This is a genomic window from Nocardia niwae NBRC 108934 = DSM 45340 (assembly GCF_001613465.1).
In the GTDB taxonomy this organism is placed as follows: domain Bacteria; phylum Actinomycetota; class Actinomycetes; order Mycobacteriales; family Mycobacteriaceae; genus Nocardia; species Nocardia niwae.
In genome coordinates, this window is sequence record NZ_BDCK01000002.1 from 136712 (window position 1) to 162440 (window position 25729).

The window sequence follows — 25729 nt, forward strand, 5'->3', positions numbered from 1 at the left end:
CCCGACTCGACGGCCGGTGCTCCCATCCGCTCGCTCGCGGCGGGATCGCTGTCGGTGCCCACCGCTACAGTCGCTGCGTGACTGGTTCGCGGTACTCGTTCACGGCGGAAGTGTGGGAGCACCAAGGGGATGCCGCCTGGCACTTCGTATCGCTGCCCGAGGATGTGGCCGATGACATCGAGGAGCGCTACGCGCATCGTTCCGGCGGCTTCGGCGCGGTGCGGGTGCACGTGGTCGTCGGCGGCAGCAGCTGGTCAACATCACTGTTCCCGGATAAGTCGCGGGCGACCTACGTGCTGCCGATGAAGAAGGCGGTCCGGGCCGCGGAGGGGTTGGAGGCGGGGTCGAGCGCGCTGATCGAGCTCACCGTGGCACTGTGAGACGGGAACCACCAGCGGTTCGCGCGCGTCCGCGCGGATCAGTACGAGACCGGCCGTCCTGGAACCCGTCCCGCCGCATCGCGCTTGCTCGCACTTCGTTTGACCGCCACAACCACGATCACGAGCACACCGAGCACAACGCCGCCGAAACCCAAGGCGAGCGCACCCAGCAGCGTGCCGACGAAAGACGAGCCGAGACCCTGCCCGATGGCGACCGTCACCTCGGAACTACCCGCCGTGGTCACGCGATAGGCGCCCGGCTTCGCGGCATCGAACGAGAACCCGGCCCGCCCCTCGTGGCTGCCGAAGGAATAGGTGACGGTCGCGTCGTATTTCCGCAACTCCGCATGCTTGCCGTCGGGATCGAGCACCCGCAGGTCGACCGTGCCGGAGGGGCCCTGGGACGCCGCTCCGGAATACTCGAGGTACACGGTGTAGCCACCGGACTCCGCCAAGTTCACCACCCCGGAGCCGGGCACCTTGATCCGCTGGAAGTCGTCGATGCGGCCCGAGGTCTGCAGGAAGCCGAAAGCGCCGAGGATGATCCCGCCGATGATGCCGACGCCGATCAGCGCGCCACCCAGCGCGAACCAGCGACCGGAAGGGGTGATCGGTTGCGTCCCGGGTGCTCCCACCGAGCCCGGCGATGTCGGAAAAGGCGGCTGTGACACGGTCGGACCTCGGCTTCTGGTCGACACCCGCGTCGACGTAGCGTCAGCGTACGGTCTGCCGCACCGCCTCGCTATGCGAAGCGTCGGCCGACGCACCCTGGGCGACGGCCGACCTGATCAGCGCGCCTGGGGCGCCGACATGCACTCGCCGGCGATGCGGCCGCTGGCCGCGCGCGCCTTGTCCGCGTCCTCTTTGCTCATCCCCAGCGTTTCCTGGTTGGGAGACTTGGTGTCGTACTCGTCGCTGATCATGATCCGCAGTCCGGCCTGCGAGATTCCCTGATCGACGAACACCTTCGCGGCGCATTCGGCCAGTTGCTTGTTCTTGAGGCCCTTGTCCTGCAGCGACTTGGCGAGATCGGCCTGCGTCACCGTCGGCGCCGCCGCCTCTTCGTCACTGCCGCATGCCGCGAGCACCGGCAGCGCGATCAGCGCCGCGGCGATCATGCAGATCCGCACCTGACTCCTCTTCCTCGACTGACCACTGTCGGTGGCGTGGCCACCATAATGCCGTGTGGCGTCCAGCGGTAGTCGTGGATGGCATTCACAGCTGGATACGCTGTCGCGCACTGATTTACCGGGAAGTCCTCAAAGGTCCATCGCAGCGCGCAACGCGGTGTCGAGCCGTTCCAAAGTCTCGGTGTCCACCACGTCCACCCGCTCGGCCAGCCAACCACGGAAGATGCGCCCGATGTTCCCGGCATGCACCCAGCCGTGCTGCTCTACCGGAACCGCGAGAATGTCCTGCGGATCGTCCTCGATCACCTCGGCCGCGATCAGCCAGGGGCGCGGCGATTCGTTGATGCCGTCACTGCTGATGAGCACGACCGTTCGGCGGCGCGGCGAACCATGCGGGTTGTAGATCCACAGTTCACCCCGACGCACGCATCGCCTCCTCGGCGGCCGCCAGCTCGGCCGCGTCCGCGGCGGCCTCGGCGGTCACATCCGACACCGGACCCACACCGGTGCGCACGGCCTCCCGTCGCGCGGCCTTCGATATCCAAGCCGACGGCGACATTCCCGCGCGAGCGGCCGCTTGTTCGGCGTACGACCAGGCGGCTTCATCGAGCGAAAGGGTGACCTTACGCGTTGCCATACCAATTATCCTACCGGCCGGGCGCGGCTCGGCACCACCCCTCGCCACACGGACCGCGATCCCAACTGACGACAGGTGACTGCTGTTAGGGTTGGCGCATGACGACGTTGCACCATCACCGCGTCGGCGCGGGCGACCCGCTCGTGCTGGTACACGGGGTCGGAAGCCGGTGGCAGGTGTGGGAGCCGATCATCGACACACTGGCCGCGTCGTACGAAGTGATCGCCGTCGACCTGCCCGGCTTCGGCGGATCGACGCGCCCGCTCGCGCACAACACGGTGCCCAACCTCACCGACGCGCTCGCCGAATTCCTCGCCGCCCAGGGGATCGAACAACCGCATCTCGCGGGCAACTCGATGGGCGGGCTGATCACGCTGGAATTGGGCACACGAGGGCTGGCTCGCTCGGTGACCGCCTACTCCCCGATCGGATTCTGGGATATTGCCGGTCGCGTGTGGTGCCAGCAGTCGCTGGGCAAGTCGCGAGCGCTGGCACGCAAGCTGCGACCGGCCCTGCCGTCCGTACTCGGCACTGCCGCGGGCCGGACCGTCTTCCTCTCACTGGTCTTCGGCAAACCATGGGCGCTGGATGCGCAAGTGGCACTCGACACCGCCATCGGCGCGGCGGACGCGGCCGGGTTCGACGAGGCGATCGCCTCGTTCACCGATGTCCGACCGCCCGAAATCGACGCCCTCGCCGACATTCCGGTGACGATCGCCTGGGGCAGCCGCGACATCCTGCTCACCTACGCGACCCAGAGCCGTAAGGCGCGCAGCCTGCTGCCGGACGCCGAGCACGTCACGCTGCACGGCAGCGGGCACACGCCGTTCTTCGACGACCCGGCGGGCTGCGCACAGGTTCTGCTGGAGACGATCACCCGCCGGCGGTAGGCGTCTGCCCGGTTCGGCCCGCGGGCGGATCGAGCAAGGTGTCCGCGGCCGCCGTGCCGAGCAGCACGCGCACGGCGTTGCCCCACCGGTGCCGCAGAATCCGGTTCCGGGACACGTCACCGGTGAGCAGCACGCGCAGGGCCAACCCGGTCATGATCTCGATGGTGAACTCGGTGATCGTCGGCACTCGGGGATCATCCGGGAACTCGCGCCGGAAGCTGTCGCGAATGCTGGTGTGCATCAACTCGAACAGGCGGACCTCCAGCGGAAGGAACGCCGCCCGCAGTTCCGGATCGGTCCGCGCGCCCACCCACATCTCCAGCGCCGCCCAGAACGACGGGCCGCTGAGCATCCGCATGGTCAGCTCGACAGCTGTCTCCAATCGGTCCGCGCCGTCCGGAATGGCCTCGAATTCGCTGGTCAGCTGGTCGAATCTGCGGCGCGCGACATGCTCGACGGCACCGGCGAGCAGATCGGCCCTGGTGGGAAAATGGTGCTGCAACGTCCCGCGCGGCACGCCCGCCCGCTTCTGCACTTCGAGCGTGGTCGTTCCCGCGTAGCCGACCTCGACCAGGCTTTCCACCGCCGCGTCCAGCAACCGCGTGCGCATACGCTCCCTGCGCTGCGCCTGCGGCTGCCGGACGTGTCCCGGCCCGCCCGTCAGCGGCCCTGCCACTGCGGCTCGCGCTTCTGCGCGAACGCCAGCGCGCCTTCGGCCGCGTCCTTGGAAATCAATGCGGGCAGCGCGATCTCGCCCTGCTTCGCGAAGCCCTCCGCGACCGGCCAATCCGGTGACTCGTCGATGATGCGTTTGCTCGCGGCGACCGCGAGCGGTGCGGCGGCGACGATCTCGGCCGCGAGGTCCAGCGCCACCGACAGCGCCGCACCCGGATCGGTGACCCGGTTGACCAAGCCCAGCTGGTGCAGCCGCTCGGCGCCGATCCGCCCTCCGGTGAGCGCGAGTTCGGCGGCGGTGCTGCGCGGCAGCCGCTGGGTCAGGCGCAGCACGCCACCGCCCGCGGCCACCAGACCGCGCTTGACCTCGGGAATGCCGAACTGCGCGTCACGTGCGGCGACGATGAGATCGCCCGCGAGCGCCAGCTCGAAACCACCGGCCAGCGCGAAGCCCTCGACCGCGGAGATCATCGGCTTCGCCGGGGGCTTCGCCGTGATGCCGAGCGGGCCGCGGCGTTGCGTCATCGGCATCTCGCCCTTCGACGCGGCGACGAGATCCATCCCGGCGCTGAAGGTTCCACCTGCGCCGGTGAGCACGAGCACGCGCGCGGCGGCGTCGGCTTCGAACTCGTCGACGGCGGCCTCGATGGCCTGCGCGGTGGCCAGATTGATCGCGTTGCGCGCCTCGGGACGGTTGACCGTCAGCACGGTGATCGCGTCGCGCCGCTCGATCAGGACCGAGTCGTTCATCGGGCGCTCCTCTCGGTGAGCAGGGTGAACGTGTCCGCGGCGATCTCGGCGTCCGCGCCGAGCGGGTCGCCCGCGGTGAACGCCGCGAGGGTGTCGGCATCCGACGCCCGGACCAGTATGCGGGTCCCCGCGGGCGTCAGCGCGCTCACCACAACGGCTTCCGGCTCGTCGGCGTGGTCCGGCGCGGGGCCCTTCCGGTAGGCCACGGTGTAGGACTCGACGGTGGCGGGACCGGTGTATCCGGGCGCTGGTTCGCGCCGTGCCGCGGGCACCTCCGCTTCGATCGCACGGAACAGCCGCTCGGGCGGCTTGGCCGAGTAGATGCCGACGCCGTGCTTGGTGCTGTACCAACCCAGCGCCGTCGCCAGGCCGTACGCGTCGGGTTCCGCGCGCAGGAGGCCGGACAGCGTCGCGATCGAATGCGTCGTGTAGTTGTTGCCGGGCCCGCCCGCGAAGGTGAGGCCGCCGGTGACCGACAGCGGACGGGACGGATCGTCGATCGGCAGGCCGAGTTCCTCCGCGGCGATCTGCACCGCCACCGGGAAGCACGAGTACAGGTCGATGTGCGCGACATCGTCTATCGCGATCCCCGCCGCACCCAGAGCCGCCTTTCCCGCGGCGGCGATGGCGGGCGAGCGGGACATGTCCGCGCGCTCGGAGACGAACCACTCGTCGGTCGCGGTGGCGCCCGCATGCGGGAACACCCAGCGGTCCCGCGGCACACCGGCGGCGTCGGCGGCGGCCGCGCTGCACAGGATGAGCCCGGCACCCAGGTCGACGCTCAGGTTCGCGACCATCAGCTTCGGGTACGGCGTCGATACCATCCGGTTGGCGGGAGCGGGTGTCACGAGGTCGGCGGCGGGCTGCGCGGCGGGCTGCCAGGCGTACGGATTGCGCGCCGCGATTCCCGACAGCCGCGACCACAGGGCGCCGATCCGCTCGCTGTGCGCGGCAGCGCTCGACCCGAGTCTGCGGCGCAGCGCCGTCTCCATGAGCGCGTAGAAATACACCGGGCCCCACAGGCCCGCGGCGGTCTCCATCTCCGAGTTCGGGCCACGATCGGAGCCGATGATCTCGTCGGGACCCACGTCCTCCGGTTGATCCGGCCAGTCCACCGCCGCTCCGGTGCGCGCGGCCGCCGTCCCGGAGTACACCGCTTCGGCCCCGGCGAGCAGCGCGACGTCCGAACGGCCGTCCGCGATGGCCTGGGCGACGATGTTGAGCAGCCGCTGCGGCGCGTCGCCGCCGAAACGCACCGACTGCACGGTTTTTCGCGGGGCCGCGCCGAGGTCGGCCGCGACGAGCGCGCCCAGGTCGCCGTAGGGGCGGCTGACCGGGGCGACGGCGGCGATCAGATCGGCCGACCGCAGCAGACGGTCGCCGACGCCGCTGTCGGCGCCCGCGCGGCGCAGGGACTCGGCGGCGAGTTCGACCGGGCCCGGCAGACCCGGCTCGCCGGGTCGGTGCACGACCTGCCCGGCGCCGACGAGCACCGGCGTTCTCGGGTCCATTCCGGCTGGCAGCATGCGTCCTCCGCTCCATAACCGTCAACATTGACGGTAACTTGAGTCCGATTAGAACAGAGGCGGAGTCCTCCGGCAACAGCCCGAGCAACGCAACTGACTCACGAGTAAGATTCGCGCATGAGCAGCCACATCGCCGTGCGATTCGACGGCCACCGCGCGTACGTCACCCTCGACCGTCCGGACAAACACAACGGCCTGACCATCGACATGCTCGACGAGCTGGTTGCTAGCGCGAAGCTGGTGGCTCGCCGCCACGATGTGCGGGCGGTTATCCTGTCCGGCAACGGACCCAGCTTCAGCAGCGGACTGGACGTCGCCGCCGCTACCAGCGATCCCCTAGCTATCGTACGGAACTTCGTTCCCCTGCCCTGGCGCGGCACGAACGCCTTCCAAGAGGCGTGCTGGGCTTGGCGCCGCCTGCCGGTACCGGTGATCGCCGCGGTACACGGGCGCTGCTACGGCGGCGGACTGCAGCTCGCCCTCGCCGCGGACGTCCGTTTCGCCACCCCCGACGCGGAGTTCTCCGTCATGGAGGCCAAGCACGGCCTGGTCCCGGATATGACCGGCGCGGCGACACTGTCCAGGCTGATCGGCATGGACAAAGCCCTCCTGCTCACGATGACCGCGGACACCGTGGACGCGGCCTACGCCGCACGGATCGGCTTGGTCACCGAACTGGCGCAGGACCCCCTCGCGGAGGCCGAGAAACTCGCCGACCGCCTGGCGACGCGGTCGCCCCACGCGGTGGCCGCCGCCAAGCGCCTCTTCGAGAAGTCGTGGCAGGCATCAACCCGGCGAACCCTCGCCGTGGAGCGCGCGACCCAACTCCCGTTGATCATCCGCAAGGCGATCGGCGGCCGAGCAGGAAAATAGCTGAAAATTCGCCAGTATGTCTGAGAAGGCTCCCTCCGCCCGGTTCCGCTGTTAGCATTTGCACGATTTGCCAGCCAGTCGACAAGTGGTGCGAGGCACACTGCGAAGGGTCTGTGTATCGCGGGACGTCCGTGTTTCGCCACCGCTCTCGGGAAGAAACCGGAGGGCTCACAGACAGTGATCAAGACCGCATCCTTCCTACTCTCGGCGCTGGCGGGTGCCTCGGCCCTGCTCTTCACGGCGACTACCCCCGCCATCGCCAACCCGAACGCGATCAATCCGATTCCGGTGCTCAACGGCACGACCGGATTACCGAATCTGCTCGGCCGCACCAAGGCGGTCTTCCAGGTGACCGGCATGGCCAGCCCGAACAACACCCAGACCTACAACGTCCTCGGCACCGACCTCGGCATCATGTGGGACAACGGGCACGGCGAAATGCTCACCGCGTTCGGCGACACCGCGGGCGTCGGGTTCCCCAATTTGCTCGCGGGCAGCATGTGGGCCTGGCGCAGCAATATCCTCCTGCGCAGCCACACCACCAATCCGTCCGAGGGCATCTTCTTCGACAGCGTGGTGCGCGACGTATTCGGCCAGGCGCGCGACTTGATTCCCAGCCCGAAGATTCCCTTCCTGGAGATCAGCCGGATACCCACCGCAGGCATCTCGGTCGACGGCGTGCAGTTCATGAGCTTGATGTCGGTGAGGACCTGGGACGACGTCGGACAGTGGAGCACCAATTACTCCGGCCTCGCCGTCTCCGGGGACAACGGCGAGAACTGGGCCGAACTGCCGGAAACGCGGCGGAACAACGAAGGCGGGAACGCCAACTTCCAGATGAACGCCTTCCTCGCCGACGGCGGATACATCTACGAATACGGCACGCGGTCCGGGCGCAATCACACCGCCCATGTCGCCCGTGTGCGCGCGCCGGACATCGCGAATCTCGCCGAATACGAGTACTGGGACGGCGGCGCGTGGCGAAAGAACGACGTGAATGCCGCCGCGCCGATCATGTTCGGTGTAGGCGAACTGTCGGTGATGTACAACGCCTATCTCGGACAGTACATTTCGCTGACCACCGACCGATTCAATTCCGTGGTGATGCGGCGGGCGTCCTCGCCGGTCGGCCCGTGGAGCGAACCCGAAGTACTGATCGACACACGGGAATTGCCCAGCGCGTACGCGCCCTCGATCTTCCCCTACCAGACCGGCCGCGATCTGTACTTCCTGACGACGGTGCACAGCCAGTACAACGTGCTGCTGATGCGCACCACGCTGTAGCCCGGAACCAGGCGGTCCGGCGCGACGTTTGACCTCAACAATAGTTGATGTATGAGGCTGATCGCGTTGGACCGTTCACGTCTCCGGGAGGCACCATGCAAAGCACCACCGTCGATGTCCGCGCCTGGCTGCGCGACAACGCCGTCGCGATCGACAGCTCCGATCCGGATGCTTCCGCCGCGGATCTCGACGCCTTGATCGCGCGGCTCGGCGCAGCCACCGTGGTCGGCCTCGGCGAGTCGACGCGATTCTCCCGGCAGACCTTCGGGGTGCGCGAGCGGCTGTCGCGCGCACTGATCGAACGACATGGGTTCCGCGCGCTCGCCATTCAGGACAGCGCGCGCTCCGGGGAACGCTGGGACCGGTTCGTCACCGCCGGCGCCGGCGACCCGGAGACGGTGCTCGCGGGCGCCTGGCGTCCGTGGCGCACCGAGGAATCGGTGGCCACCCTGCACTGGATTCGCGCCTACAACCTGGCGCATCCGAAGGATCCGGTGCGCATCTTCGGTGTCGAACCGCCTCGCGCCGAGCCGAGCGACTACGACGCGGTGCTCGATCACGTGCGCCACGCGGCTCCCGACCGGCTCGCCGCGATCGAGGCGCACCTCGCCCCGATCCGCACCGCGCACCAGGTCGACGAGCACGTCCAGCGACACCACGGCAGTCATCCCGGCCGCCCGTTCGCGGAGCACGCCGAAGACGCCCTCGCACTGCTCGCGGAGTTGCCGGACACGAGCGAGCGCGCCACCGCGCTCGCCCACGCCCGCCTGATCCTCGACTTCCACCAGCAGAGCGTCGCGGGCCGGGGATTCGCCCGAGACGAACGGCCGGCCGCGGAAAGGGTGCTGGAATGGCAGCGCTCGACCGGCGCCGGAATCGTCTACTGGGACGGGCTCGCGCACACCAGCAGCCTTCCGATCGTGCTCGGCACCGCCGAATTCCGCGGTACGGGAAGTCATTTGCGCGCTGAGCTGGGCGCCGGGTACGCGTCCGTCGGCATCGGCTTCCATCACGGCGATCTCGGCGCGGCCGTGGCGCCCGACCCGCAGCCGGACCTGGTCGACGCCGCACTCGGCGAGGTCGAACTGCCCGCCTACTATGTGGACCTGCGCGCCGCGGCGCCGGAACCGGTACGCGGCTGGCTGACCGGCCCGGCGAAACTGCGCACCATCAGCGGCGTCTACGACCCGGCCGCCGACGCCTCGGCGAACATCCGGCTCGCGTCGCTCGCCGACGCGTTCGACGTACTGATCCACCTGCGCGAGACCACGCCGGTGCACTGGCTCTCGCAGGTATCGGACTGACTCGGGCAACCCCACGGAACGCGGGCCGCGCGATCAATAGACTCGAAATATGGATGCGGCCGACTGGGACGAGCGCTACGCGCAAACGGAATTGGTCTGGGGCGCACCGCCGAACAACACCGTGGTGGAGCACGTCTACGGGTTGGAACGCCGTGCACCGCTGCAGGGCGCCACACCCGAGGGCGATGCGCCGGAGTTCCCCCGCGCGCTCGACTTGGCGTGCGGGGAGGGCCGCAACGCCCTGTGGCTCGCCACGCACGGCTGGCAGGTGCACGCCGTCGACTACTCCCAGGTGGGCATCGACAAAGGCCGCACCGTGGCGTCGCGCCTGTCCCGCTCGGTCCGCAGTCGCATCACCTGGCAGTGCGCCGACGTCACGGACCTGGACGAAGCGGGGGTCACCGGGCCGTTCGAGCTGGTCTTGATGGTCTTCCTGCACCTGCCCACAGAGCCGCGCCGCAAGCTGGTCCGCAAGGTGGCCGGGCTACTCGCCCCGGAGGGCACCCTGCTCGTGCTCGGTCACGACACCACCAACATCACCGACGGGTGTGGTGGGCCGCAGGATCCGGCCATCCTCTTCACGCCCGACGACATCGTCGCCGACCTCGGCCCCCTGGCGGCGGCGGGCCAGGTGCGCGTGCGCATCGCCGACCGCGTCTACCGGCCCACCGAAACGGGCGACGCCATCGACGCCCTGGTCATCGCCACCCGCCCGGCCGACTAGGGATTCAGGACCAGCGCTCCAGCCACGGGGTCACGGTCTCGGCGATCAGGTCGAACCCGGCGCGGAAGGCGTGCGGCTGTCCCGGGATGACGCGCACCTCGGCGGCGTCGGCGCGATCGGGAATGCCGAACGGGTCGTTGGCTCCGTTGACGACCACGACGTCGATGTCACCGGGGGCGAGCAGCTCGTCCCGGCGCGAGTTCTCCGGTTTGCCCGGCGGATGCAACGGAAACGACAACGCGAGAACGCCACGCGCGCGCGCCGCGACCGCCGTCCGGCACGCGACCCGCGCCCCGTTGCTGCGCCCGCCCTGGATCAGCGGAATGCGCTTGCGCCCGCGCAATCGAGCGACGACCTCCAGCCAAGCCTCGTCCTGCTTGACCGCCGACCCCGGCGCCCGCCGCCCCGCGACCCGATACGGCTGCACCACCCGCGCGACCCCACCCCCGAGCCGCAGCGCCGCATCCCGCACCGCGAGCAGGTCCTTCGCCTCCACCCCACCACCCGCGCCATGCGTGAGCAGCAGGAGAAAAGCGGGCTTGCGCGGCTGTTCGAGCTCGACCTCAGCCGGCCCGGCACTCGTCTCGATCAGCATTGCACTCATTCTGCCGCGCCGGTTCCGCCCCGAACCGCGACGCCACACCGCCGCGCACACCCGATCAGCGACCTTCACCACCAACGCACCCCGCGCACTCAGCCCCCGGTTTCGAGCGAAGCGAGACCGAGCCTGTCCCGTTCGCGACGAAGCCGCGGCCATCAAACACTGTAAAACGCGTCACATTGCCTGCTCAGCTCTTTGCGCAGTCATTACCGGCCGGTAATATGTTGCATAAGTTACCCGCGAGTAGCATGCGGAAAACCGGCACGACTACCCCGGTGGAGCGAACAACGGGCGGGAACGGCAACCATACCGACCGCACCAACTCAACGGAGAGTGAGTACTGACAATGGGTCACTACAAGAGCAACGTCCGCGACCTGGAGTTCAACCTCTTCGAGGTTCTCGGCCTCGGGTCGATCCTGGACAGCGGCGCCTACGGCGATCTCGACGCGGACACCGTCAAGGAGATGCTCAACGAGGTGCGTCGCCTGGCCGAGGGTCCGCTCGGCGAGTCGTTCGCCGACGCCGACCGCAACCCGCCGGTCTTCGACCCCGAGAACCACACGGTCACCCTGCCCGCGTCCTTCAAGAAGAGCTACCGCACCCTGCAGGACGGCGGCTGGGACAAGCTGGGCATCGCCGAGGAACTCGGCGGCCTGCCGATCCCGCGCGCGGCCTATTGGGCCATCGCCGAGCTGATCCTGGGCGCGCAGCCGGCCGCATTCATGTACGCCGCGGGCCCCGGCTTCGCGAACATCTTCTACAACAACGCCACCGACGAGCAGAAGAAGTGGGCGGAGATCGCCGCCGAGCAGGGCTGGGGCGCCACCATGGTGCTGACCGAGCCCGACGCCGGTTCCGACGTGGGCGCCGGCCGCACCAAGGCGATCAAGCAGGAAGACGGCACCTGGCATATCGAGGGCGTCAAGCGGTTCATCACCTCCGCCGACTCCGACGACCTGTTCCCGAACATCATGCACTTGGTGCTGGCCCGCCCCGAGGGCGCCGGGCCGGGCACCAAGGGCCTGTCGCTGTTCTTCGTACCGAAGTTCCACTTCGACCACGAGACCGGTGAGCTGGGCGAGCGCAACGGCGTCTTCGTCACCAACGTCGAGCACAAGATGGGCCTGAAGGTCTCGGCCACCTGTGAGGTCACCTTCGGCGGCCACGGCATCCCGGCCAAGGGCTGGCTGGTCGGCGAGGTGCACAACGGCATCGCGCAGATGTTCGACGTCATCGAGCACGCTCGCATGATGGTGGGCACCAAGGCCATCGCGACCCTGTCGACCGGTTACCTGAACGCGCGGGACTACGCCAAGGAGCGGGTCCAGGGCGCCGACCTGACCAAGATGACCGACAAGGCCGCGCCGCGCGTGACCATCACCCACCACCCGGACGTCCGTCGTTCGCTGGCCACCCAGAAGGCGTACGCCGAGGGCCTGCGCGCGGTCTACCTGTACACCGCGGCTCACCAGAATGCCGATGTGGCGCAGCAGGTTTCCGGTGCGGACGCCGACCTGGCCGCGCGGGTCAACGACCTGCTGCTGCCGATCGTCAAGGGTGTCGGCTCCGAGCGGGCCTACCAGTACCTGACCGAGTCGTTGCAGACCCTGGGCGGTTCCGGCTTCCTGCAGGACTACCCGATCGAGCAGTACATCCGGGACGCGAAGATCGACTCGCTCTACGAGGGCACCACCGCCATCCAGGCGCAGGACTTCTTCTTCCGCAAGATCGCCCGCGACCGCGGCGTCGCGCTGGCCCACGTGGCCGGTCAGGTGCAGAAGTTCATCGACGCCGAGGCGGGCAACGGCCGCCTGAAGGGCGAGCGCAAGCTGCTGGCCACCGCGCTGGAGGACGTGCAGGCCATGGCCGCCACGCTCACCGGCCACCTGATGGGCGCCCAGGAGCAGCCGAGCGAGCTGTACAAGGTCGGCCTGGGTTCGGTGCGCTTCCTGCTCTCGGTCGGTGACCTGCTCATCGGCTGGCAGCTGCTGCGTCAGGCCGAGGTCGCCATCGCGGCGCTGGACAACGGTGCGACCGGCGCCGACGAGGCGTTCTACAACGGCAAGATCGCGGTCGCGCAGTTCTTCGCCCGCAACATCCTGCCGGAGCTGACCGCCACCCGCGCGGTGCTGTCCAACCTGGACAACGACATCATGGAGCTGGACGAAGCCGCCTTCTGACGCTCGCCAACCGCATAGATGGCGCTGTAGTCCGTCCGCAGCCCGCACCGGGCCGAACGACGGGCAAAGCAGCCGCAACGGCTCGACGGCCCGGAGATCCTCTCCGGGCCGTCGTCGTCTAGATTTGTCGTTTCGTGACGTTCGATCACCGCTCGACGCCGATCCTCTCCGGTAGATTGCGTGCTCCCGGGAGGCGACAGGAGCCTCCCGCTTCACACAGTTCGGCACTCGACATGCCGGCAGAGGTGCCCGAGGTGACGCGCAACGCAACTGGCATCGGCGCTTATCTGCGCGAACGACGCCTCGCCGCGGGGCTGACAGCCGCCCATCTCGCTACGCGCGCCGGGCTCACCGAGGCCGGGCTGGACCAGGTCGAGATCGGTGCCGTCGCGCCGAATCACACACTGCTGCAACGCTTGTTCGACGCGCTCGAGGTGCCTATCTGGTATCGCAAGCACATCGTCGCGCTGACCCAGCCGAGCTTCTTCACTGCGGCCTACGGGCCCGGCCCCGACGTGCCGACCCCGGAGGATCAGGCCGACCTGCACAGTCTCCCCGATCCGGCCTGCTACCAGCGGATGCCCACACAGGATCTGGTGGAGGCCAATTCCGCCTACCAGCGGGTGTTCCCGGGTGCGGTCGCCCGGGGAAACGTGCTGGAGTGGATGTTCCTGGATGCGGCGGCCCGGCGAGTGATGGTGGACTGGGCCGTGGAAGCGCACCTGCTCGTCGACGCCTTCCGCTTCCTGTCCCCACTCGCCCCGCGCGAGCGCGTCGAGCAGATCGCCGAACGCTGCCGCCGCTGTCCCGATTGGGACCGCATGTGGACCACGGAGGTGCGCGCCGCCGACATCCCGCGCCGCCGGTTGCAGGTGCGCGAGCTCGCCACGGGCCGGGTCCGCTCGATGAGCATGCGGGTCTACAGTCCCGAGCTCCCGGAGCGCCCGTGGTGGCTCTACCGGCTGGTCACGATCGGCCGAACGCGCTGAGCCAACCCCTCGATGTAGGCGACATCGCGGCGGCGAGCGGGCAGAATGACCCGAGCAGACTGCGTCCCAGAGGAAGGGAATTGCCGGATGACTCGATCGCTGTCCGCACTCGCCGGGGCCGGCGCGCTAGCCGCGGTCCTGACGCTGGCCGCGGCCGCTCCCGCCGGGGCCGACCCGAACAATGTCATTCCGATCCCGGCGCTCAACGGCATTCACGGCCTGCCGGACCTGCCCGGCCCGACCAAAGCGGTTTTCCAGGTGACCGGCATGGACAGCCCGAATCGCACCCAGAGCGTCAACGTGCTCGGCACGGATCTCGGCATCATGTGGGACGACGGCAACGGCCGCATGATCACCGCCTTCGGTGACAGCGCGGGCATCGGCATCCCGAATCTCCTCGCGGGCAGCATCTGGGCGTGGACGAGCAATGTGCTGTTCCGCAGCTCCAGACACGACCCGGCCGAGGGCATCATCTTCGACGACGTGGTGCCGAACCCGTTGCCCAGCCCGAAGATTCCGGGCATCGAGATCAGCCTGATTCCCACGGCGGGCATCTCGGTGGGCGGTGTGCAGTACATGAGCATGATGTCGGTGCGCGAATGGGGCGACCACGGGAAGTGGAACACCAACTTCTCCACCCTGGCCGCCTCCGGCGACGGCGGCGCCACCTGGACACAGCTCACCCACACCCGGCGCGCCAACGTCGACGGCCACGAGAACTTCCAGCAGAACGCCTTCTTGAAAGCGGGCGGCTACGTCTACCGCTACGGCACGCCCGCGGGCCGCAACAACCCCGGTTTCGTCTCCCGGGCAAAGGAACCCGATATCGCGAATATCGACGCCTACGAATACTGGGACGGCAAGGAGTGGAAGCCCACCGACGCCAAGACCGCGGCACCGATCGTCGGCGGCGTCGCCGAACTCTCGGTGATGTGGAACGACTACCTCGGCCAGTACGTCATGCTGACCACGGATCCGGCCAACAGCGTCGTCCTGCGCACCGCGCCCGCCCCCGAGGGGCCGTGGAGCGAACCCCGCGTTCTCATCGACGCCCGCGCCCTCCCCACCGCGTACGCGCCCATGATTTACCCGTATCAGACGGGCCGCGATCTCTACTTCCTGGTCACCCAGCACACCCAGTACAACGTGCTGCTGATGCGAACCCCCTTGTGAGCACGCGCCGATCCGCCCTGCCCGACGTGTGACAGGGCGGATCGGCGACGCAGGTTACGCCCTCACTCGCACTTCACGACCGGGATCGGGTCGTACTTCACCGTGCGTGTCTTGCGGGAGACTTCGCGTCCCGTTTTGCGGTCGGTGATGACGCGGGTATCGGAGATTGTGAAGCCCGGCGCGCCCTCGGAGGCGATGCAGTCCTTGCCCTTGGGCAGGGTGATGGTGTTGGGCTCGGTCGGTTTGGTCTTCTCGCCGGTGATGGATTCGACGTCGACCGTCTTGGTGCCCCACAGGCGGACGGTGATCTCCGCGTTGGTCGCGACGGTCTCGATGTAGATGCCGGTTGGGGTGTTGTTCCGGAACTTCAGGTCGATGGCGCCGTCGAACACGGTGGCTTCGCGGGCGGCGGGGTAGCGGGAGATGTAATAGCTGTGCTCGGTGTGGCCCGCGTCCTCCAGGCCGGCGAAATAGGCCGCGTTGTAGAGCGTGGTGGCGAACTGGCTGATGCCGCCGCCGACCGCCGTGCTCGGACGGCCGTGGTCGATGATGCCGGACTCGACGTAGCCCTCCGCGGTGCCTCGCGGGCCGGTGAAGTCGTTGAGCGAGAAGGTTTCTCCTGGCTTCACGATCGCGCCGTCGACCTTCTTGGCCACCGTGCGGATATTGACGCCGGAGGGGCCGCTGAAACCGCCGGTGGTGAACGAGCCGACGGGCTCGATCACGCCGAGTCCCTGCGCGGCCTCGGTGGTCAGTTTCGGTTCGATCCGCTCGTAGACCACCTGGGCGGTCCGCTCGCCCGGCGCGGCCAGCAGCGCGGTGAACTGCTCGAATGTCTTCGGCCAGTTGATTTTGTCACCGACAACGGCGGGCACGACCGACGGCTTGCCGCCCGACACCGCGAACGTCGCGTCCTTCGCCTCGACCTCCGTGGTGGCCAGCTGCGGCGCGAGCAGGCCGATCGCGGCGTCCTGATTCACCGATACGGCGAGACCGCCCTGCCCGTCCGGGGCGAATGCCAGGACGGACGCGATCTGCTCCGGATCGAGCTTGCCGGATCCGCCTTTGCCGGCGAACGAGATCGGCGCGCGCACGGCGGGCTCGGCCACCTCGTGCAGGGCTTTGTCCACGGCCTCCGGACGCACCTGCAACGGCGCGGGGTGGACGGGCAAGTCCACCGTCGACCCGGTGACCCACCGGTCGGCCAATTCCGTGCGCGCGGCGGCGACGTCGAGGACCCGTCCTGGAACAGGAGGCACGGCAACAGGTTTGGCCTTGTCGAAGGTGACGGTGCCGTCGACCGAGGCCCGGTCGTGTACCCGCAGCTCGGTGAGCTGACGTTCCAGCGCCGGTTCGTCGATCGCGCTGACGATCGAGACGTCCCGGGTGGTGACGAAGGAGGCGAGCCGGGTGAACGGATTCAGCGGCTGGGTACCGATCCGCGACCAGGTGGCGTCCCAGTCCACGCCCAGTCCGGCAGCGCTCGGCACGATGCGGGTCTGCACGTCGCCGATGCGCAGCGGCAGCTCCCGCCCGGCCCTCGGCTCGAGTTCGGCGCGCAGCCGCGCATCGGCGGCGGAGGTGTCCATGCCGCCCACCTCGACGCCCGCCACGACAGTGCCGCGCGGCACCTCGCCCGAGGACATCACCAAGTCCACCACGTAGCCGAGACCCGCGATCGCGAGCACGGCGCCGACCGCGATACCCGCCCGGCGCACGGTCGCGCTGTCCAGGCGCTTCGGCGGCGGAGCGGAGATCGGGCGACGCGCGGGCGCACGGCGGGGTGCGGGCGGCGCGGGCCGTGGCCGGGTAGTTTGCAAAGGCTGAGTGAGCTGCTCGTCGCCGCTCCAGGCGACCGTCCGGTCCGATCCTTGGGGGCGCTCGGCCCCGAGGAGCTGGCGCCATCCGACTTCGCCCCCTGGCTGTGGGCCGCGTCCTCCGGTGCTCGGCTGGCTCGTCACGAACCGTCCTCCCCGTTCGATTGAATTGTGGACCCGCACCGATGCGAGTCCCCACCAAGATAACGGTTCCGCCGACAGTGGTCGGCACAGCGCACATCCCACGCGAAGAACCGGGTACACCACGCAAAGAGGCCCGCGCAGTTGCCGGGTCGGGGGTCTGGCAACTGCGCGGAGCCGACCTGTTTATCGGACCTGCGCGGGCGGCGTTACATCCGCGCGCCGAACCGTGACCGATCCCACGCGGGACAATCGAGACGACCCCGCGGCAAGACTTCGCATACACGAGGGAGATGGATGGCATGCAGCTGGGAATGATCGGCCTCGGCCGGATGGGCGCGAACATCGTGCGTCGCGCCGTCGGGGACGGACACACCGCCGTCGGATACGAACGCCGCTCCACGCACATCGACGAACTGAGCGCGGAACTCGGCGACCGCTTCCGGGGCAGCACCGATCTCACCGAGTTCGTCGGCATGCTGGAGACGCCGCGCGTGGTGTGGGTGATGATCCCGGCCGGCGCGACCGGGGCGGTGATCGACCAGGTCGCCGAGCTGCTCGAACCCGGCGACATCGTCATCGACGGCGGCAACAGCCGCTACCACGAGGACCTCGCGCGCGCCGAGCGATTGAAGCCCAAGGGCATCCACTACGTGGATATCGGCACCTCGGGCGGGGTGTTCGGCCTGACCCGCGGCTTCTGCCTGATGATCGGCGGCGAGGCCGAGCCGGTGAAATACCTGGACCCGCTGCTGAAGTCCATCGCGCCGGGCATCGACGCGGCGGAACGGACGCCGGGGCGCACCGGCGAGCCGTCCACGGCCGAGCTGGGTTATCTGCACTGCGGCCCGGTGGGGGCGGGCCACTTCGTGAAAATGGTGCACAACGGCATCGAGTACGGGGCGATGGCCGCCTACGCCGAAGGGTTGAATATTCTGCGGCGGGCCAACTACGGGGCCGAGCACACGGGCGAGTTCTCCGCGGAGGAGACCCCGCTGGAGCATCCCGAGTACTACCAATACGACCTGAACGTGCCCGAGATCACCGAAGTATGGCGTCGCGGGTCGGTGGTCGCGTCCTGGCTGCTCGACCTCACCGCGGCCGCACTGCACGCGGACCCGAATCTGGATTCCTACAGCGGGCGGGTGTCCGACTCGGGCGAGGGCCGATGGACGATCGACGCGGCCATCGACACCGGTGTGCCCGTGCCCGTGTTGTCGTCCGCCTTGTTCGCCCGCTTCTCCTCGCGGGGCGAAGCGCTGTACGCGGACAAAGTGCTCTCCGCGATGCGGAAAGCCTTCGGCGGGCACATCGAGCTGCCGGGCAAGTAGCCCGGACACGCGGGTGGTCCGGCCGGGATTCCGGCCGGACCACCCGCGGCATGCGACTCAGCGCTCGAGGATGGCGACCACGCCCTGGCCGCCCGCGGCGCAGATGGAGATCAGCGCGCGGCCGGAGCCCTGCTCCGCCAGCAGCTTCGCGGTGGAGGCCACGATGCGGCCACCGGTTGCGGCGAACGGGTGACCCGCGGCCAGCGACGAACCGTTGACGTTGAGCTTGCTGCGATCGATCGAGCCGAGCGCGCCGTCGAGGCCGAGGCGCTCCTTGCAGTAGGCGTCGGACTCCCACGCGGTCAGGGTGGCCAGCACCACCGAGGCGAACGCCTCGTGGATCTCGTAGTAGTCGAAGTCCTGCAAGGTCAGGCCGTTGCGGGCGAGCAGGCGCGGCACCGCGTAGGTCGGCGCCATCAGCAGACCGTCGGGGCCGTGGATGTAGTCCACCGCCGCGACCTCGCTGTCGACCAGGCGGGCCAGCACCGGCAAATTGCGCTCGGCGGCCCACTCCTCGCTGGACAGCAGCACCGCGGAGGCGCCGTCGGTCAGCGGGGTCGAGTTGCCCGCGGTCATGGTCGCGTCGCCCGCTTTCACCCCGAAGACCGGCTTCAGCGTCGCCAGCTTCTCGATCGAGGAGTTCGGCCGCAGGTTGTCGTCGCGAGTCAGGCCGAGGAACGGCGTGATCAGGTCGTCGAAGAAACCGCGGTCGTAGGCGGCCGCCATGTTCTTGTGCGACAGGTAGGCCAGCTCGTCCTGCGCCTCGCGCGGGACGCCGAATTCCTTGGCGGTGATGGCGGCGTGCTCGCCCATGGACAGCCCGGTGCGCGGCTCCGCGTTGCGGGGGATCTCGATGCCGAGCATGCTCGGGCGCAGCTGGCCGACCAGCTTGAGACGGTCCTTGCCGGTCTTGGCGCGGTTGGCGTCGAGCATCCACTCGCGCATGCCCTCGCTGACGCCGATCGGGGCGTCGGAGGTGGTGTCGGTACCGCCGCCGACGCCGGCTTCGATCCGGCCCGCGGCGATCGCGTCGCCGACGGTGACGATCGCCTGCAGGCCGGTGCCGCAGGCCAGCTGCAGGTCGTGCGCCGGGGTGTAGGGGCTGAGCTTGCTGCCGAGCACGCTCTCGCGGATCAGGCCGTGCTCACCGACCCGCTTCAGCACCGCGCCGCCGACGACCATGCCGAGCCGCTCGCCCTGCAGGCCGAAGCGGCTGACCAGCCCGTCCAGCGCGGCGGTGAACATGTCCTGGTTGGAGGCGTGCGCGTACGCCTTGTCCGAGCGAGCGAACGGGATCCGGTTGCCACCCACGATCGCGACCGGACGGGTGGTCTTACCTGTCTTGGCGGTGCTCTTCGCCGAACGGGCTTTGCTAGTCACTCGAGTCTCCAAGGTCTCGTGGATGGGTGTCCCGGCGGCCCGGTCGAGCGCGGACATTTCCGCGCTGCTCGGCGCCCCGTCGCGGTTGTTTACATTAAACTTACTCTGGAGTAAGTTTAATGTCGACACATACCCCCGCAAAAGTGCGCCAGCAGACCACGCCGGGGCGATACCCCAGACCCGAGAGACAGAACTCAGAAAAGGTAGGAATAGTGGCAGCCAGCAAGAGCAAGGGTGCTCCCAACCTCTATGGATCGTTCGTACACTCCGCGCCTGGCGCGTTCCTGGCCGGCAAGCTCGGCCTTCCGAAGCCGGAGCCGCTGCGCCGCTACGTCGCGGGCGAGCCGCCGCTGTCCGGGCCGGTGCTGCTCGGCGGGAAGGGCCGGGTCGCCGAGCCGGTGCGCGCCCTGCTGTCGGACTACACCTTCGCCGACGCGCTGAGCCAGGGCACCAAGTACGGCGCCCTCGTGTTCGACGCCACCGGCATCGGCACCATCGAGGACCTCTCGCAGCTGTTCGAGTTCTTCCAGCCCGCCCTGCGCAGCCTCACCCCGTCCGGCCGGATCGTGGTCATCGGCACCACCCCCGAGCTGGCCTCCGGCGTGGACCAGCAGATCGCGCAGCGCGCGCTGGAGGGCTTCACCCGCTCGGTGGCCAAGGAACTGCTGCGCGGCTCCACCGCTCAGCTGGTCTACCTGCACCCGGAGGCGTCCGCGACGGCGACCGGCCTGGAGTCGACCCTGCGCTTCCTGCTCTCGGCCAAGTCGGCCTTCGTCGACGGCCAGGTCATCCGGGTCGGCAAGGACGACGCGAGCGCGCCCGCCGACTGGGACCGCCCGCTGGACGGCAAGGTCGCGGTGGTGACCGGCGCGGCGCGCGGCATCGGCGCGACCATCGCCGAGGTGTTCGCCCGGGACGGCGCCCAGGTGATCGTGGCCGACATCCCCGCCGCGGGCGAGGCGCTGTCGCAGACCGCGAACAAGGTGGGCGGCACCGCGCTCGCGCTCGACGTGACCGCGCCCGACGCGGCGGAGAAGCTGGCCGAGTTCGCCACCGAGCGTTTCGGCGGCATCGACATCATCGTGCACAACGCGGGCATCACCCGGGACAAGCTGCTGGCGAACATGGACGAGGGCCGCTGGAACGCGGTCATCAACGTGAATCTCGCCGCGCCGCACCGGATCACCGAGGGCCTGGTGGCCAGGGGCGCGCTCAAGGAGGGCGGCCGGGTGATCGATGTGTCCTCGATCGCGGGCATCGCGGGCAACCGCGGCCAGACGAACTACGGCGCCTCCAAGGCGGGCGTCATCGGCATGGTGAACGCCGAGGCCCCGAAGCTGGCGGAGAAGAACATCACCATCAACGCCGTCGCGCCCGGCTTCATCGAGACCGCGATGACCGCCGCCATCCCGTTGGCCACCCGGGAAGCGGGCCGGCTGATGAGTTCACTGCTGCAGGGCGGCCAGACCGTTGACGTCGCCGAGACCATCGCCTACTTCGCGAGCCCGGCGTCGAACGCGGTGACCGGTAACGTCGTCCGGGTCTGCGGGCAGAGCCTGATCGGAGCATGATGACCCAGGCTCCGGCAGGCAAGGAGAAGACCCAGGTGATCGCCCTCACCGAACCGCCCAAGAACAGCCGCCTGTTCGTCAAGGCGGCGCTCGGCGCCGTGCCGCTGCTGTCGGCGCGCAAGCCGGCGCTGCCGGACCGGGCGGTGCAACTCGACGGGCTGCGGGTCGATCCGGATCACCTGGCCGCCTACTGCCGCGCGACCGGTCTGCGGTTCGGCGATTCGCTCCCGCTGACCTATCCGTTCATCCTCACCTTCCCGCTGGCCATGCAGCTGGTGGTGGCGCGGGACTTCCCGTTCGTCGCGGTGGGCGCGGTGCACGCGCAGAACGTCATCGAGCGCACCCGGGAGATCTCGGTGAGCGAGCCGCTGGACATCCGCACGCACATCGAGAACCTGCGCGAGCACCCGAAGGGACTGCTCGTGGACGCGATCAGCGATGTCAAGGTGGGCCGGGAGCTGGTGTGGCACCAGGTGACCACATTCCTGCACCAGCAACGCACCTCGCTGTCGGGCGGACCGAAGCAGGAGCCGAAGCCGGACGAGGTTCCGCCGCCACCGCTGCGCACGCTGCGGGTGGATCAGAAGACGATCACCCGGTACGCGGCCGCGTCGGGTGACCACAACCCGATCCACACGTCGGCATTGGGCGCCAAGGCGTTCGGCTTCCCGCGGTCGATCGCCCACGGCATGTGGTCGGCGGCAACCGTTCTCGGCGCGGTCGAGGGCCGCATTCCGGAGCAGACCACGTACTCGGTCAAGTTCGGTAAGCCGATCCTGCTGCCGTCCACCGTCAATCTGTATGCCGACCAAGCCGAAGGCGGGTGGGATCTGGCGCTGCGCCATCCCAAGAAGGGATACCCGCATCTGACGGCAACCCTGCGCTGAACGAAGTCGAAGCCGCGCCCGATTCGCGAATCGGGCGCGGCTTCGTGCTTTCGGCGGGATCGGCGCTGCCGCACCCGAGCGCGGCCGGGGCGCCCCGCGATACCGATCAGCAGTCGCAACCGCAGTCGCAGCAGTTGCAGTCACCGCAATCGCAGCAGCCGCAATCGCAGTCGCCGCAATCGCTGCAATCGCAGTTCTTGATCCACGCGTCCTTACGTTCGCCCGTGCACGGTTGTGTGTGGTCGGCGCAGCACGCGTAACCGGTGCAATAACCGCCGAGGATGAGCGTGAGGGATTCGCCCACCCCCGGTCGGCGAGTCGGCGGACGGTGACCGGTGCGCGCGTGGACGCCGCCCCCGGCGCGGGGAGACCCTTCGGACGACACCGAGCACGTGTGGGCGACGAGCGCGCCGAGCCCGCCGCCGAGCCGCCGCAGCACCGCGGTGAGCGGGTCGAGCAGCATCCAGCGCACGGTGGGCACGCTGCTGAGCTCGGCGGCCGCGACGGCCGCGCGCAGGCGCGAATTCGATTGCCGCAGCAGATCGTAAGCCTCGGTAACCGTGGTGCCGGTGGCCGCGAGGGGATTGAACCGATCGTGGGCCGCGTCGTCCTCGTAGTCGGTAAGGGCGTCGGCCAGATGCGCGATCCGGCCGAAATGCCAGCCCGCCGCACGCAACGCGTCGATATTGTCCGGGCGATCGGCCAGCACAGCGGTGTGGGCGAAGAACGCCGACGCGCACAGCTGGGTGGGCGCGGTCAAGCGGTCCAGCGGTTCCGCCGACTCCGCCATCGCCGAGCGCCAATGCGGCGAAGCGGCAAGAGATTCCGGCACCCACCTCGCTACCGCAGCCGAACCGCCCACGCTGAACTGCGCTTTCGCCTCCCGCTCCAGGCGCACCTGCGCGTCGAGCGCCGCGACGAGCGGATCGACGTCCAGACCGATTCCCGCCGCGCTCGCGCGGGCCGCGCCATACCAGCGCGTCGCGGCTTTCGCCAGCGGCCTGCGCGCGAGCGCGGAGACCTCCCCGTCGTCCACATGATCGCGAATCTTGGCCGCGGCCAACAGCAACGACGCCGTGGTGGCGAGCCGCACGCCGGGCGAGCCGGCGGTGACCACCGACGCGCGGCGCATTCCGCGCAGCGGACACGGCGCCGCGGTGGCGCGGGCCGCGGCGCCGGACTGCGCCTCGGTGAGCATGCTCAGTACCAGCGCGTCCTTGTTGGTGGTGGCACGGGCGAGCTGATCATGCCCGTCCCGCAACCCGAGACACAAACCGCACAGATGCGCCCGCCACTCGGCCGCATCGATTCCATACTTCTGAGCGCCGTGCGTACACGGCGTGAGCAACCCGAACACTTCCGCCCCGTTTCTCCCCGGCTCGTCGAAGGAGCCGGTCCGCGCTGTGCGAACTCACGCACTGTGGCAGGAGGGCGGCGCGGAAGCAACCGGTCCGGGCAATGGGCGGGCTACTCGGTCTTCTTCCGTCCGGCGAGACCGCGCCAGGCCAGATCGTCGAGCAGATCCACGGCCTCGGCGACCTCGATCCGGCCGCTGGCCAGCCGATCGGCGATGGCCTCGCCCGCGCCGATCACGGCGACCGCGACGACATCGAAATTCGTTCCCGGCTCGGCGTGCTTGGCGCTGGACTCCAGGAGTTTGGCGGTCAGCTCGATGACGCGTTCGCGGGCGTTCTCGATCTCCGAGGCGAACGCCTGCTGGCCGATGGCCTGCCGGTAGAGCACCTGCCAGGAGCGACGGTTGCGGTCGACGAAGCCGAGGAAGCCCTCCAGCGCGGTGCGCACCTGCTCGTGCGGCGTGAGCAGGGGGTTTCCCGCGGGCGCGACGGATTCGATGAATCGCAGCCCTTCCCGTTGGATGCAGGCGCGGAACAGTTCGTCCTTGGAGCCGTAGTACAGATACAGCATCGGCTTCGAGATCTTCGCCTCGGCGGCGATCGCGTCCATCGACGTGTCGTGGAAGCCTTTACGCGAGAAGACCTCCACGGCGGCGTCGAGCATCTGCTGCTCGCGTACCGCCCGCGGAAGCCGCTTCGTACCGCCCGCCATCCACACTCCTACCACAGGTGAATTTCATATATTACTCCAAGGTAAGTTCCGGCGGTCCGATTTGCTCACCAGTCGCCCGACTCGGCCGTGCGGCGCGCTTCAGCAGCGCGGCAACGCACCCTTGTAAGCGGCCAAGCGCAACACCGACGCATCCACCTGCGGCATCGGCAGTCGCCCACTCGCCACCGCCTGCTCCAGCCGGTCTAGCACCTGCGGCACCGCATCGGTGGTGATCCACAGGGCACTGTCCGCGCCGGCCACCAGGGCGGCCTCCACGGCGTCCTCGATCGACATCCGGCTGGTGATCGCCGCCATGCCGCCGAGATCGTCGGTGAAGATCGGCCCCTGGAACGGCGCGGCGCCGTAGCCGCTGCCGTCGCGCAGCAACCGCATCGCCTCCGGGCTGATGCTGGCCGGGACACCCGGGGTGGTCAGTCCGGGCACGTCCAGGTGACCCACCATCACGGCCGCGCCCGAGCCGATCAGGTTGCGGAACGGAACCAGATCCACGTTCTGCATCTGGTCCAGCGGCGGGGTGCGCACCGCTCCGGTGTGCGAGTCGCCCGAACCCGACCCGTGGCCCGGGAAGTGCTTCATCACCGTGCCGACGCCGACCTCGCGCATGGCGCGGATGTAGGCGTCCGCGTAGCGGGTGACCACGTCCGGATCGTCGGAGAAGGAGCGGTCACCGATCACCGAGTCGTCCGGCTGGGAGCTGACGTCCACGTCGGGGGCGAAATCCACCGTCACGCCGAGATCCTTCAGCGCGCGGCCCCTGGTCAGCGTCGCGCTGTAGAACTGATCGGGGCTCATGGTCTGCGCCGTCTCCCGTGCCGAGGGCGCCGCGCCGATCAGGTCGCGCACCCGCGAGACGCGGCCGCCCTCCTCATCGATCGTCACCATCAGCGGCACCTTGGCCGCCTGCTTCACCTGCGCGATCTGCCCGGAGGCGAGCAGCGCCTGGTCGGTCCATCCGCCCACGAAGATGCCGCCGACCTGCTCGTTGCGCACCACGTTCGTCGCGTCGTCGGCGCCGGTGACGCCGACGGTCAGCAGCTGGGCCAGCTTCTGGCGGGTGGTGAACTGCCCGAGGTACCCCGCGTTGCAGTCCGGCGGCGCCGCGCTGGTAGCGGGGATCACCGCGGTGGTCGCTTCCCGTGTGGTGGTGGTGCTCGACGACGCCGTTTCGGTGGAGCCGCCGTTCGAGCAGGCGGTCGCGACGGCGGCGAGAACGGCGAGGACGAGCAGAGGCGTCTTCCGCATAGAGGTCAACCGTACTCGTCACGACGTGCGCGACCGCACTCGCTACGTCGCTACCGAGCGGGTAACTCACGCACCGGTACCGAATCGTTGCGCCGGGGGCGGGCCGTACCGGACCGACGGGTCACGCCTTGTCCGCGTCGTGATTTCATCCATC

The 25729-nt window shown here is 69.1% G+C and carries 25 protein-coding genes; 12 read left to right on the top strand and 13 right to left on the bottom strand.

The features are described from left to right. Nucleotides 1–77 precede the first annotated feature (77 nt). Nucleotides 78–380 carry a DUF1905 domain-containing protein gene (locus NNI01S_RS01090; protein ID WP_063016522.1) on the top strand — a complete coding sequence of 101 codons (303 nt, stop codon included), beginning with the start codon at nucleotides 78–80 and terminating at the stop codon, nucleotides 378–380. Nucleotides 381–418: 38 nt separating this feature from the next. On the opposite strand, the gene NNI01S_RS01095 is transcribed toward NNI01S_RS01090, so the two are convergent. The 4 genes from NNI01S_RS01095 to NNI01S_RS01110 all read right to left on the bottom strand — a co-directional run bounded on the left by NNI01S_RS01095 (nucleotide 419) and on the right by NNI01S_RS01110 (nucleotide 2147). Further along, complete coding sequence (locus tag NNI01S_RS01095) at nucleotides 419–1015, bottom strand: hypothetical protein (RefSeq protein ID WP_063016524.1); 597 nt, start codon at nucleotides 1013–1015, stop codon at nucleotides 419–421. A gap of 153 nt (nucleotides 1016–1168) precedes the next feature. Then, nucleotides 1169–1510 (bottom strand): hypothetical protein, encoded by a 342-nt coding sequence (locus NNI01S_RS01100; protein ID WP_063016526.1) that lies wholly within the window; start codon nucleotides 1508–1510, stop codon nucleotides 1169–1171. A gap of 129 nt (nucleotides 1511–1639) precedes the next feature. Then, entirely contained in the window at nucleotides 1640–1936 is a 297-nt protein-coding gene (locus tag NNI01S_RS01105) for a hypothetical protein (RefSeq protein ID WP_063016528.1), read from the bottom strand. Then, a complete protein-coding gene (locus tag NNI01S_RS01110) occupies nucleotides 1923–2147 on the bottom strand; it encodes a hypothetical protein (protein WP_063016531.1) in 225 nt (74 codons plus the stop codon). The genes NNI01S_RS01105 and NNI01S_RS01110 overlap by 14 nt, the downstream gene beginning before the upstream one ends. 98 nt (nucleotides 2148–2245) lie before the next feature. On the opposite strand from NNI01S_RS01110, the gene NNI01S_RS01115 reads away from it, so the two are divergent. Further along, nucleotides 2246–3037: an alpha/beta fold hydrolase gene (locus NNI01S_RS01115; protein ID WP_063016533.1), complete on the top strand. Its 792-nt coding sequence runs from the start codon at nucleotides 2246–2248 to the stop codon at nucleotides 3035–3037. Here NNI01S_RS01115 and NNI01S_RS01120 read toward each other — a convergent pair. The 3 genes from NNI01S_RS01120 to NNI01S_RS01130 are packed head-to-tail and all read right to left on the bottom strand — an operon-like array spanning nucleotide 3021 to nucleotide 5988. Then, nucleotides 3021–3647, bottom strand: a complete 627-nt coding sequence (locus NNI01S_RS01120; protein WP_063917283.1) for a TetR/AcrR family transcriptional regulator — start codon at nucleotides 3645–3647, stop codon at nucleotides 3021–3023. The two genes, NNI01S_RS01115 and NNI01S_RS01120, sit on opposite strands and share 17 nt — an antisense overlap. 50 nt (nucleotides 3648–3697) lie before the next feature. Further along, complete coding sequence (locus NNI01S_RS01125) at nucleotides 3698–4462, bottom strand: crotonase/enoyl-CoA hydratase family protein (RefSeq protein ID WP_063016538.1); 765 nt, start codon at nucleotides 4460–4462, stop codon at nucleotides 3698–3700. Continuing rightward, nucleotides 4459–5988, bottom strand: a complete 1530-nt coding sequence (locus NNI01S_RS01130; RefSeq protein ID WP_063016540.1) for a TLP1 C-terminal extension domain-containing protein — start codon at nucleotides 5986–5988, stop codon at nucleotides 4459–4461. The genes NNI01S_RS01125 and NNI01S_RS01130 overlap by 4 nt, the downstream gene beginning before the upstream one ends. 117 nt (nucleotides 5989–6105) lie before the next feature. Between NNI01S_RS01130 and NNI01S_RS01135 the strand changes: the two genes are divergently transcribed. The 4 genes from NNI01S_RS01135 (at nucleotide 6106) to NNI01S_RS01150 (ending at nucleotide 10173) form a co-directional block, all read left to right on the top strand. Further along, nucleotides 6106–6861, top strand: coding sequence for a crotonase/enoyl-CoA hydratase family protein (locus NNI01S_RS01135; protein WP_063016542.1), 756 nt, complete (start codon nucleotides 6106–6108; stop codon nucleotides 6859–6861). Nucleotides 6862–7038: 177 nt separating this feature from the next. Then, a complete protein-coding gene (locus tag NNI01S_RS01140; protein ID WP_063016544.1) occupies nucleotides 7039–8145 on the top strand; it encodes a glycoside hydrolase family 183 protein in 1107 nt (368 codons plus the stop codon). A 95-nt stretch (nucleotides 8146–8240) separates the two neighbouring features. After that, nucleotides 8241–9449, top strand: coding sequence for an erythromycin esterase family protein (locus tag NNI01S_RS01145; RefSeq protein WP_063016546.1), 1209 nt, complete (start codon nucleotides 8241–8243; stop codon nucleotides 9447–9449). A gap of 49 nt (nucleotides 9450–9498) precedes the next feature. Beyond that, nucleotides 9499–10173, top strand: a complete 675-nt coding sequence (locus tag NNI01S_RS01150; protein ID WP_063016548.1) for a class I SAM-dependent methyltransferase — start codon at nucleotides 9499–9501, stop codon at nucleotides 10171–10173. Nucleotides 10174–10177: 4 nt separating this feature from the next. On the opposite strand, the gene NNI01S_RS01155 is transcribed toward NNI01S_RS01150, so the two are convergent. Next, a complete protein-coding gene (locus NNI01S_RS01155; protein WP_063016550.1) occupies nucleotides 10178–10768 on the bottom strand; it encodes an alpha/beta hydrolase family protein in 591 nt (196 codons plus the stop codon). Between the two features lie 352 nt (nucleotides 10769–11120). On the opposite strand from NNI01S_RS01155, the gene NNI01S_RS01160 reads away from it, so the two are divergent. The 3 genes from NNI01S_RS01160 (at nucleotide 11121) to NNI01S_RS01170 (ending at nucleotide 15118) form a co-directional block, all read left to right on the top strand. Further along, on the top strand, nucleotides 11121–12956 hold the full coding sequence (locus NNI01S_RS01160) for an acyl-CoA dehydrogenase (protein WP_063016552.1): 1836 nt from the start codon (nucleotides 11121–11123) through the stop codon (nucleotides 12954–12956). Nucleotides 12957–13210: 254 nt separating this feature from the next. Continuing rightward, on the top strand, nucleotides 13211–13945 hold the full coding sequence (locus NNI01S_RS01165) for a helix-turn-helix domain-containing protein (protein ID WP_245675928.1): 735 nt from the start codon (nucleotides 13211–13213) through the stop codon (nucleotides 13943–13945). An 87-nt stretch (nucleotides 13946–14032) separates the two neighbouring features. Beyond that, entirely contained in the window at nucleotides 14033–15118 is a 1086-nt protein-coding gene (locus NNI01S_RS01170; protein WP_063016556.1) for a glycoside hydrolase family 183 protein, read from the top strand. Between the two features lie 62 nt (nucleotides 15119–15180). On the opposite strand, the gene NNI01S_RS01175 is transcribed toward NNI01S_RS01170, so the two are convergent. After that, complete coding sequence (locus NNI01S_RS01175) at nucleotides 15181–17079, bottom strand: VanW family protein (RefSeq protein WP_063016558.1); 1899 nt, start codon at nucleotides 17077–17079, stop codon at nucleotides 15181–15183. Between the two features lie 299 nt (nucleotides 17080–17378). On the opposite strand from NNI01S_RS01175, the gene gnd reads away from it, so the two are divergent. After that, complete coding sequence (gene gnd, locus NNI01S_RS01180; protein WP_063016816.1) at nucleotides 17379–18407, top strand: phosphogluconate dehydrogenase (NAD(+)-dependent, decarboxylating); 1029 nt, start codon at nucleotides 17379–17381, stop codon at nucleotides 18405–18407. A gap of 57 nt (nucleotides 18408–18464) precedes the next feature. On the opposite strand, the gene NNI01S_RS01185 is transcribed toward gnd, so the two are convergent. After that, nucleotides 18465–19787 carry an acetyl-CoA C-acetyltransferase gene (locus tag NNI01S_RS01185; protein WP_063016817.1) on the bottom strand — a complete coding sequence of 441 codons (1323 nt, stop codon included), beginning with the start codon at nucleotides 19785–19787 and terminating at the stop codon, nucleotides 18465–18467. A 212-nt stretch (nucleotides 19788–19999) separates the two neighbouring features. On the opposite strand from NNI01S_RS01185, the gene NNI01S_RS01190 reads away from it, so the two are divergent. Then, on the top strand, nucleotides 20000–21358 hold the full coding sequence (locus NNI01S_RS01190; protein WP_063016561.1) for a 3-oxoacyl-ACP reductase: 1359 nt from the start codon (nucleotides 20000–20002) through the stop codon (nucleotides 21356–21358). Continuing rightward, on the top strand, nucleotides 21355–22245 hold the full coding sequence (locus NNI01S_RS01195) for a MaoC family dehydratase (RefSeq protein WP_245675929.1): 891 nt from the start codon (nucleotides 21355–21357) through the stop codon (nucleotides 22243–22245). Before NNI01S_RS01190 ends, NNI01S_RS01195 begins: the two co-directional genes overlap by 4 nt. 106 nt (nucleotides 22246–22351) lie before the next feature. On the opposite strand, the gene NNI01S_RS01200 is transcribed toward NNI01S_RS01195, so the two are convergent. The 3 genes from NNI01S_RS01200 to NNI01S_RS01210 all read right to left on the bottom strand — a co-directional run bounded on the left by NNI01S_RS01200 (nucleotide 22352) and on the right by NNI01S_RS01210 (nucleotide 25575). Continuing rightward, nucleotides 22352–23506 carry a regulator gene (locus tag NNI01S_RS01200; RefSeq protein WP_245675930.1) on the bottom strand — a complete coding sequence of 385 codons (1155 nt, stop codon included), beginning with the start codon at nucleotides 23504–23506 and terminating at the stop codon, nucleotides 22352–22354. 206 nt (nucleotides 23507–23712) lie between these two features. Then, nucleotides 23713–24312: a TetR/AcrR family transcriptional regulator gene (locus NNI01S_RS01205; RefSeq protein WP_040870930.1), complete on the bottom strand. Its 600-nt coding sequence runs from the start codon at nucleotides 24310–24312 to the stop codon at nucleotides 23713–23715. A gap of 99 nt (nucleotides 24313–24411) precedes the next feature. Then, nucleotides 24412–25575 carry a glycoside hydrolase family 3 N-terminal domain-containing protein gene (locus NNI01S_RS01210; RefSeq protein ID WP_063016565.1) on the bottom strand — a complete coding sequence of 388 codons (1164 nt, stop codon included), beginning with the start codon at nucleotides 25573–25575 and terminating at the stop codon, nucleotides 24412–24414. Between the last annotated feature and the right edge of the window lie 154 nt (nucleotides 25576–25729).

What these genes read in the sequence shown, in the direction of transcription:
- NNI01S_RS01160 (WP_063016552.1), top strand. Translation starts at nt 11,121, where the DNA reads ATGGGTCACTACAAGAGCAACGTCCGCGACCTGGAGTTCAACCTCTTC.
- NNI01S_RS01120 (WP_063917283.1), bottom strand. Translation starts at nt 3,647, where the DNA reads ATGCGCACGCGGTTGCTGGACGCGGCGGTGGAAAGCCTGGTCGAGGTC.
- NNI01S_RS01125 (WP_063016538.1), bottom strand. Translation starts at nt 4,462, where the DNA reads ATGAACGACTCGGTCCTGATCGAGCGGCGCGACGCGATCACCGTGCTG.
- NNI01S_RS01210 (WP_063016565.1), bottom strand. Translation starts at nt 25,575, where the DNA reads ATGCGGAAGACGCCTCTGCTCGTCCTCGCCGTTCTCGCCGCCGTCGCG.
- NNI01S_RS01195 (WP_245675929.1), top strand. Translation starts at nt 21,355, where the DNA reads ATGATGACCCAGGCTCCGGCAGGCAAGGAGAAGACCCAGGTGATCGCC.
- NNI01S_RS01155 (WP_063016550.1), bottom strand. Translation starts at nt 10,768, where the DNA reads ATGCTGATCGAGACGAGTGCCGGGCCGGCTGAGGTCGAGCTCGAACAG.
- NNI01S_RS01205 (WP_040870930.1), bottom strand. Translation starts at nt 24,312, where the DNA reads ATGGCGGGCGGTACGAAGCGGCTTCCGCGGGCGGTACGCGAGCAGCAG.
- gnd (WP_063016816.1), top strand. Translation starts at nt 17,379, where the DNA reads ATGCAGCTGGGAATGATCGGCCTCGGCCGGATGGGCGCGAACATCGTG.
- NNI01S_RS01145 (WP_063016546.1), top strand. Translation starts at nt 8,241, where the DNA reads ATGCAAAGCACCACCGTCGATGTCCGCGCCTGGCTGCGCGACAACGCC.
- NNI01S_RS01130 (WP_063016540.1), bottom strand. Translation starts at nt 5,988, where the DNA reads ATGCTGCCAGCCGGAATGGACCCGAGAACGCCGGTGCTCGTCGGCGCC.
- NNI01S_RS01135 (WP_063016542.1), top strand. Translation starts at nt 6,106, where the DNA reads ATGAGCAGCCACATCGCCGTGCGATTCGACGGCCACCGCGCGTACGTC.
- NNI01S_RS01110 (WP_063016531.1), bottom strand. Translation starts at nt 2,147, where the DNA reads ATGGCAACGCGTAAGGTCACCCTTTCGCTCGATGAAGCCGCCTGGTCG.
- NNI01S_RS01170 (WP_063016556.1), top strand. Translation starts at nt 14,033, where the DNA reads ATGACTCGATCGCTGTCCGCACTCGCCGGGGCCGGCGCGCTAGCCGCG.
- NNI01S_RS01115 (WP_063016533.1), top strand. Translation starts at nt 2,246, where the DNA reads ATGACGACGTTGCACCATCACCGCGTCGGCGCGGGCGACCCGCTCGTG.
- NNI01S_RS01150 (WP_063016548.1), top strand. Translation starts at nt 9,499, where the DNA reads ATGGATGCGGCCGACTGGGACGAGCGCTACGCGCAAACGGAATTGGTC.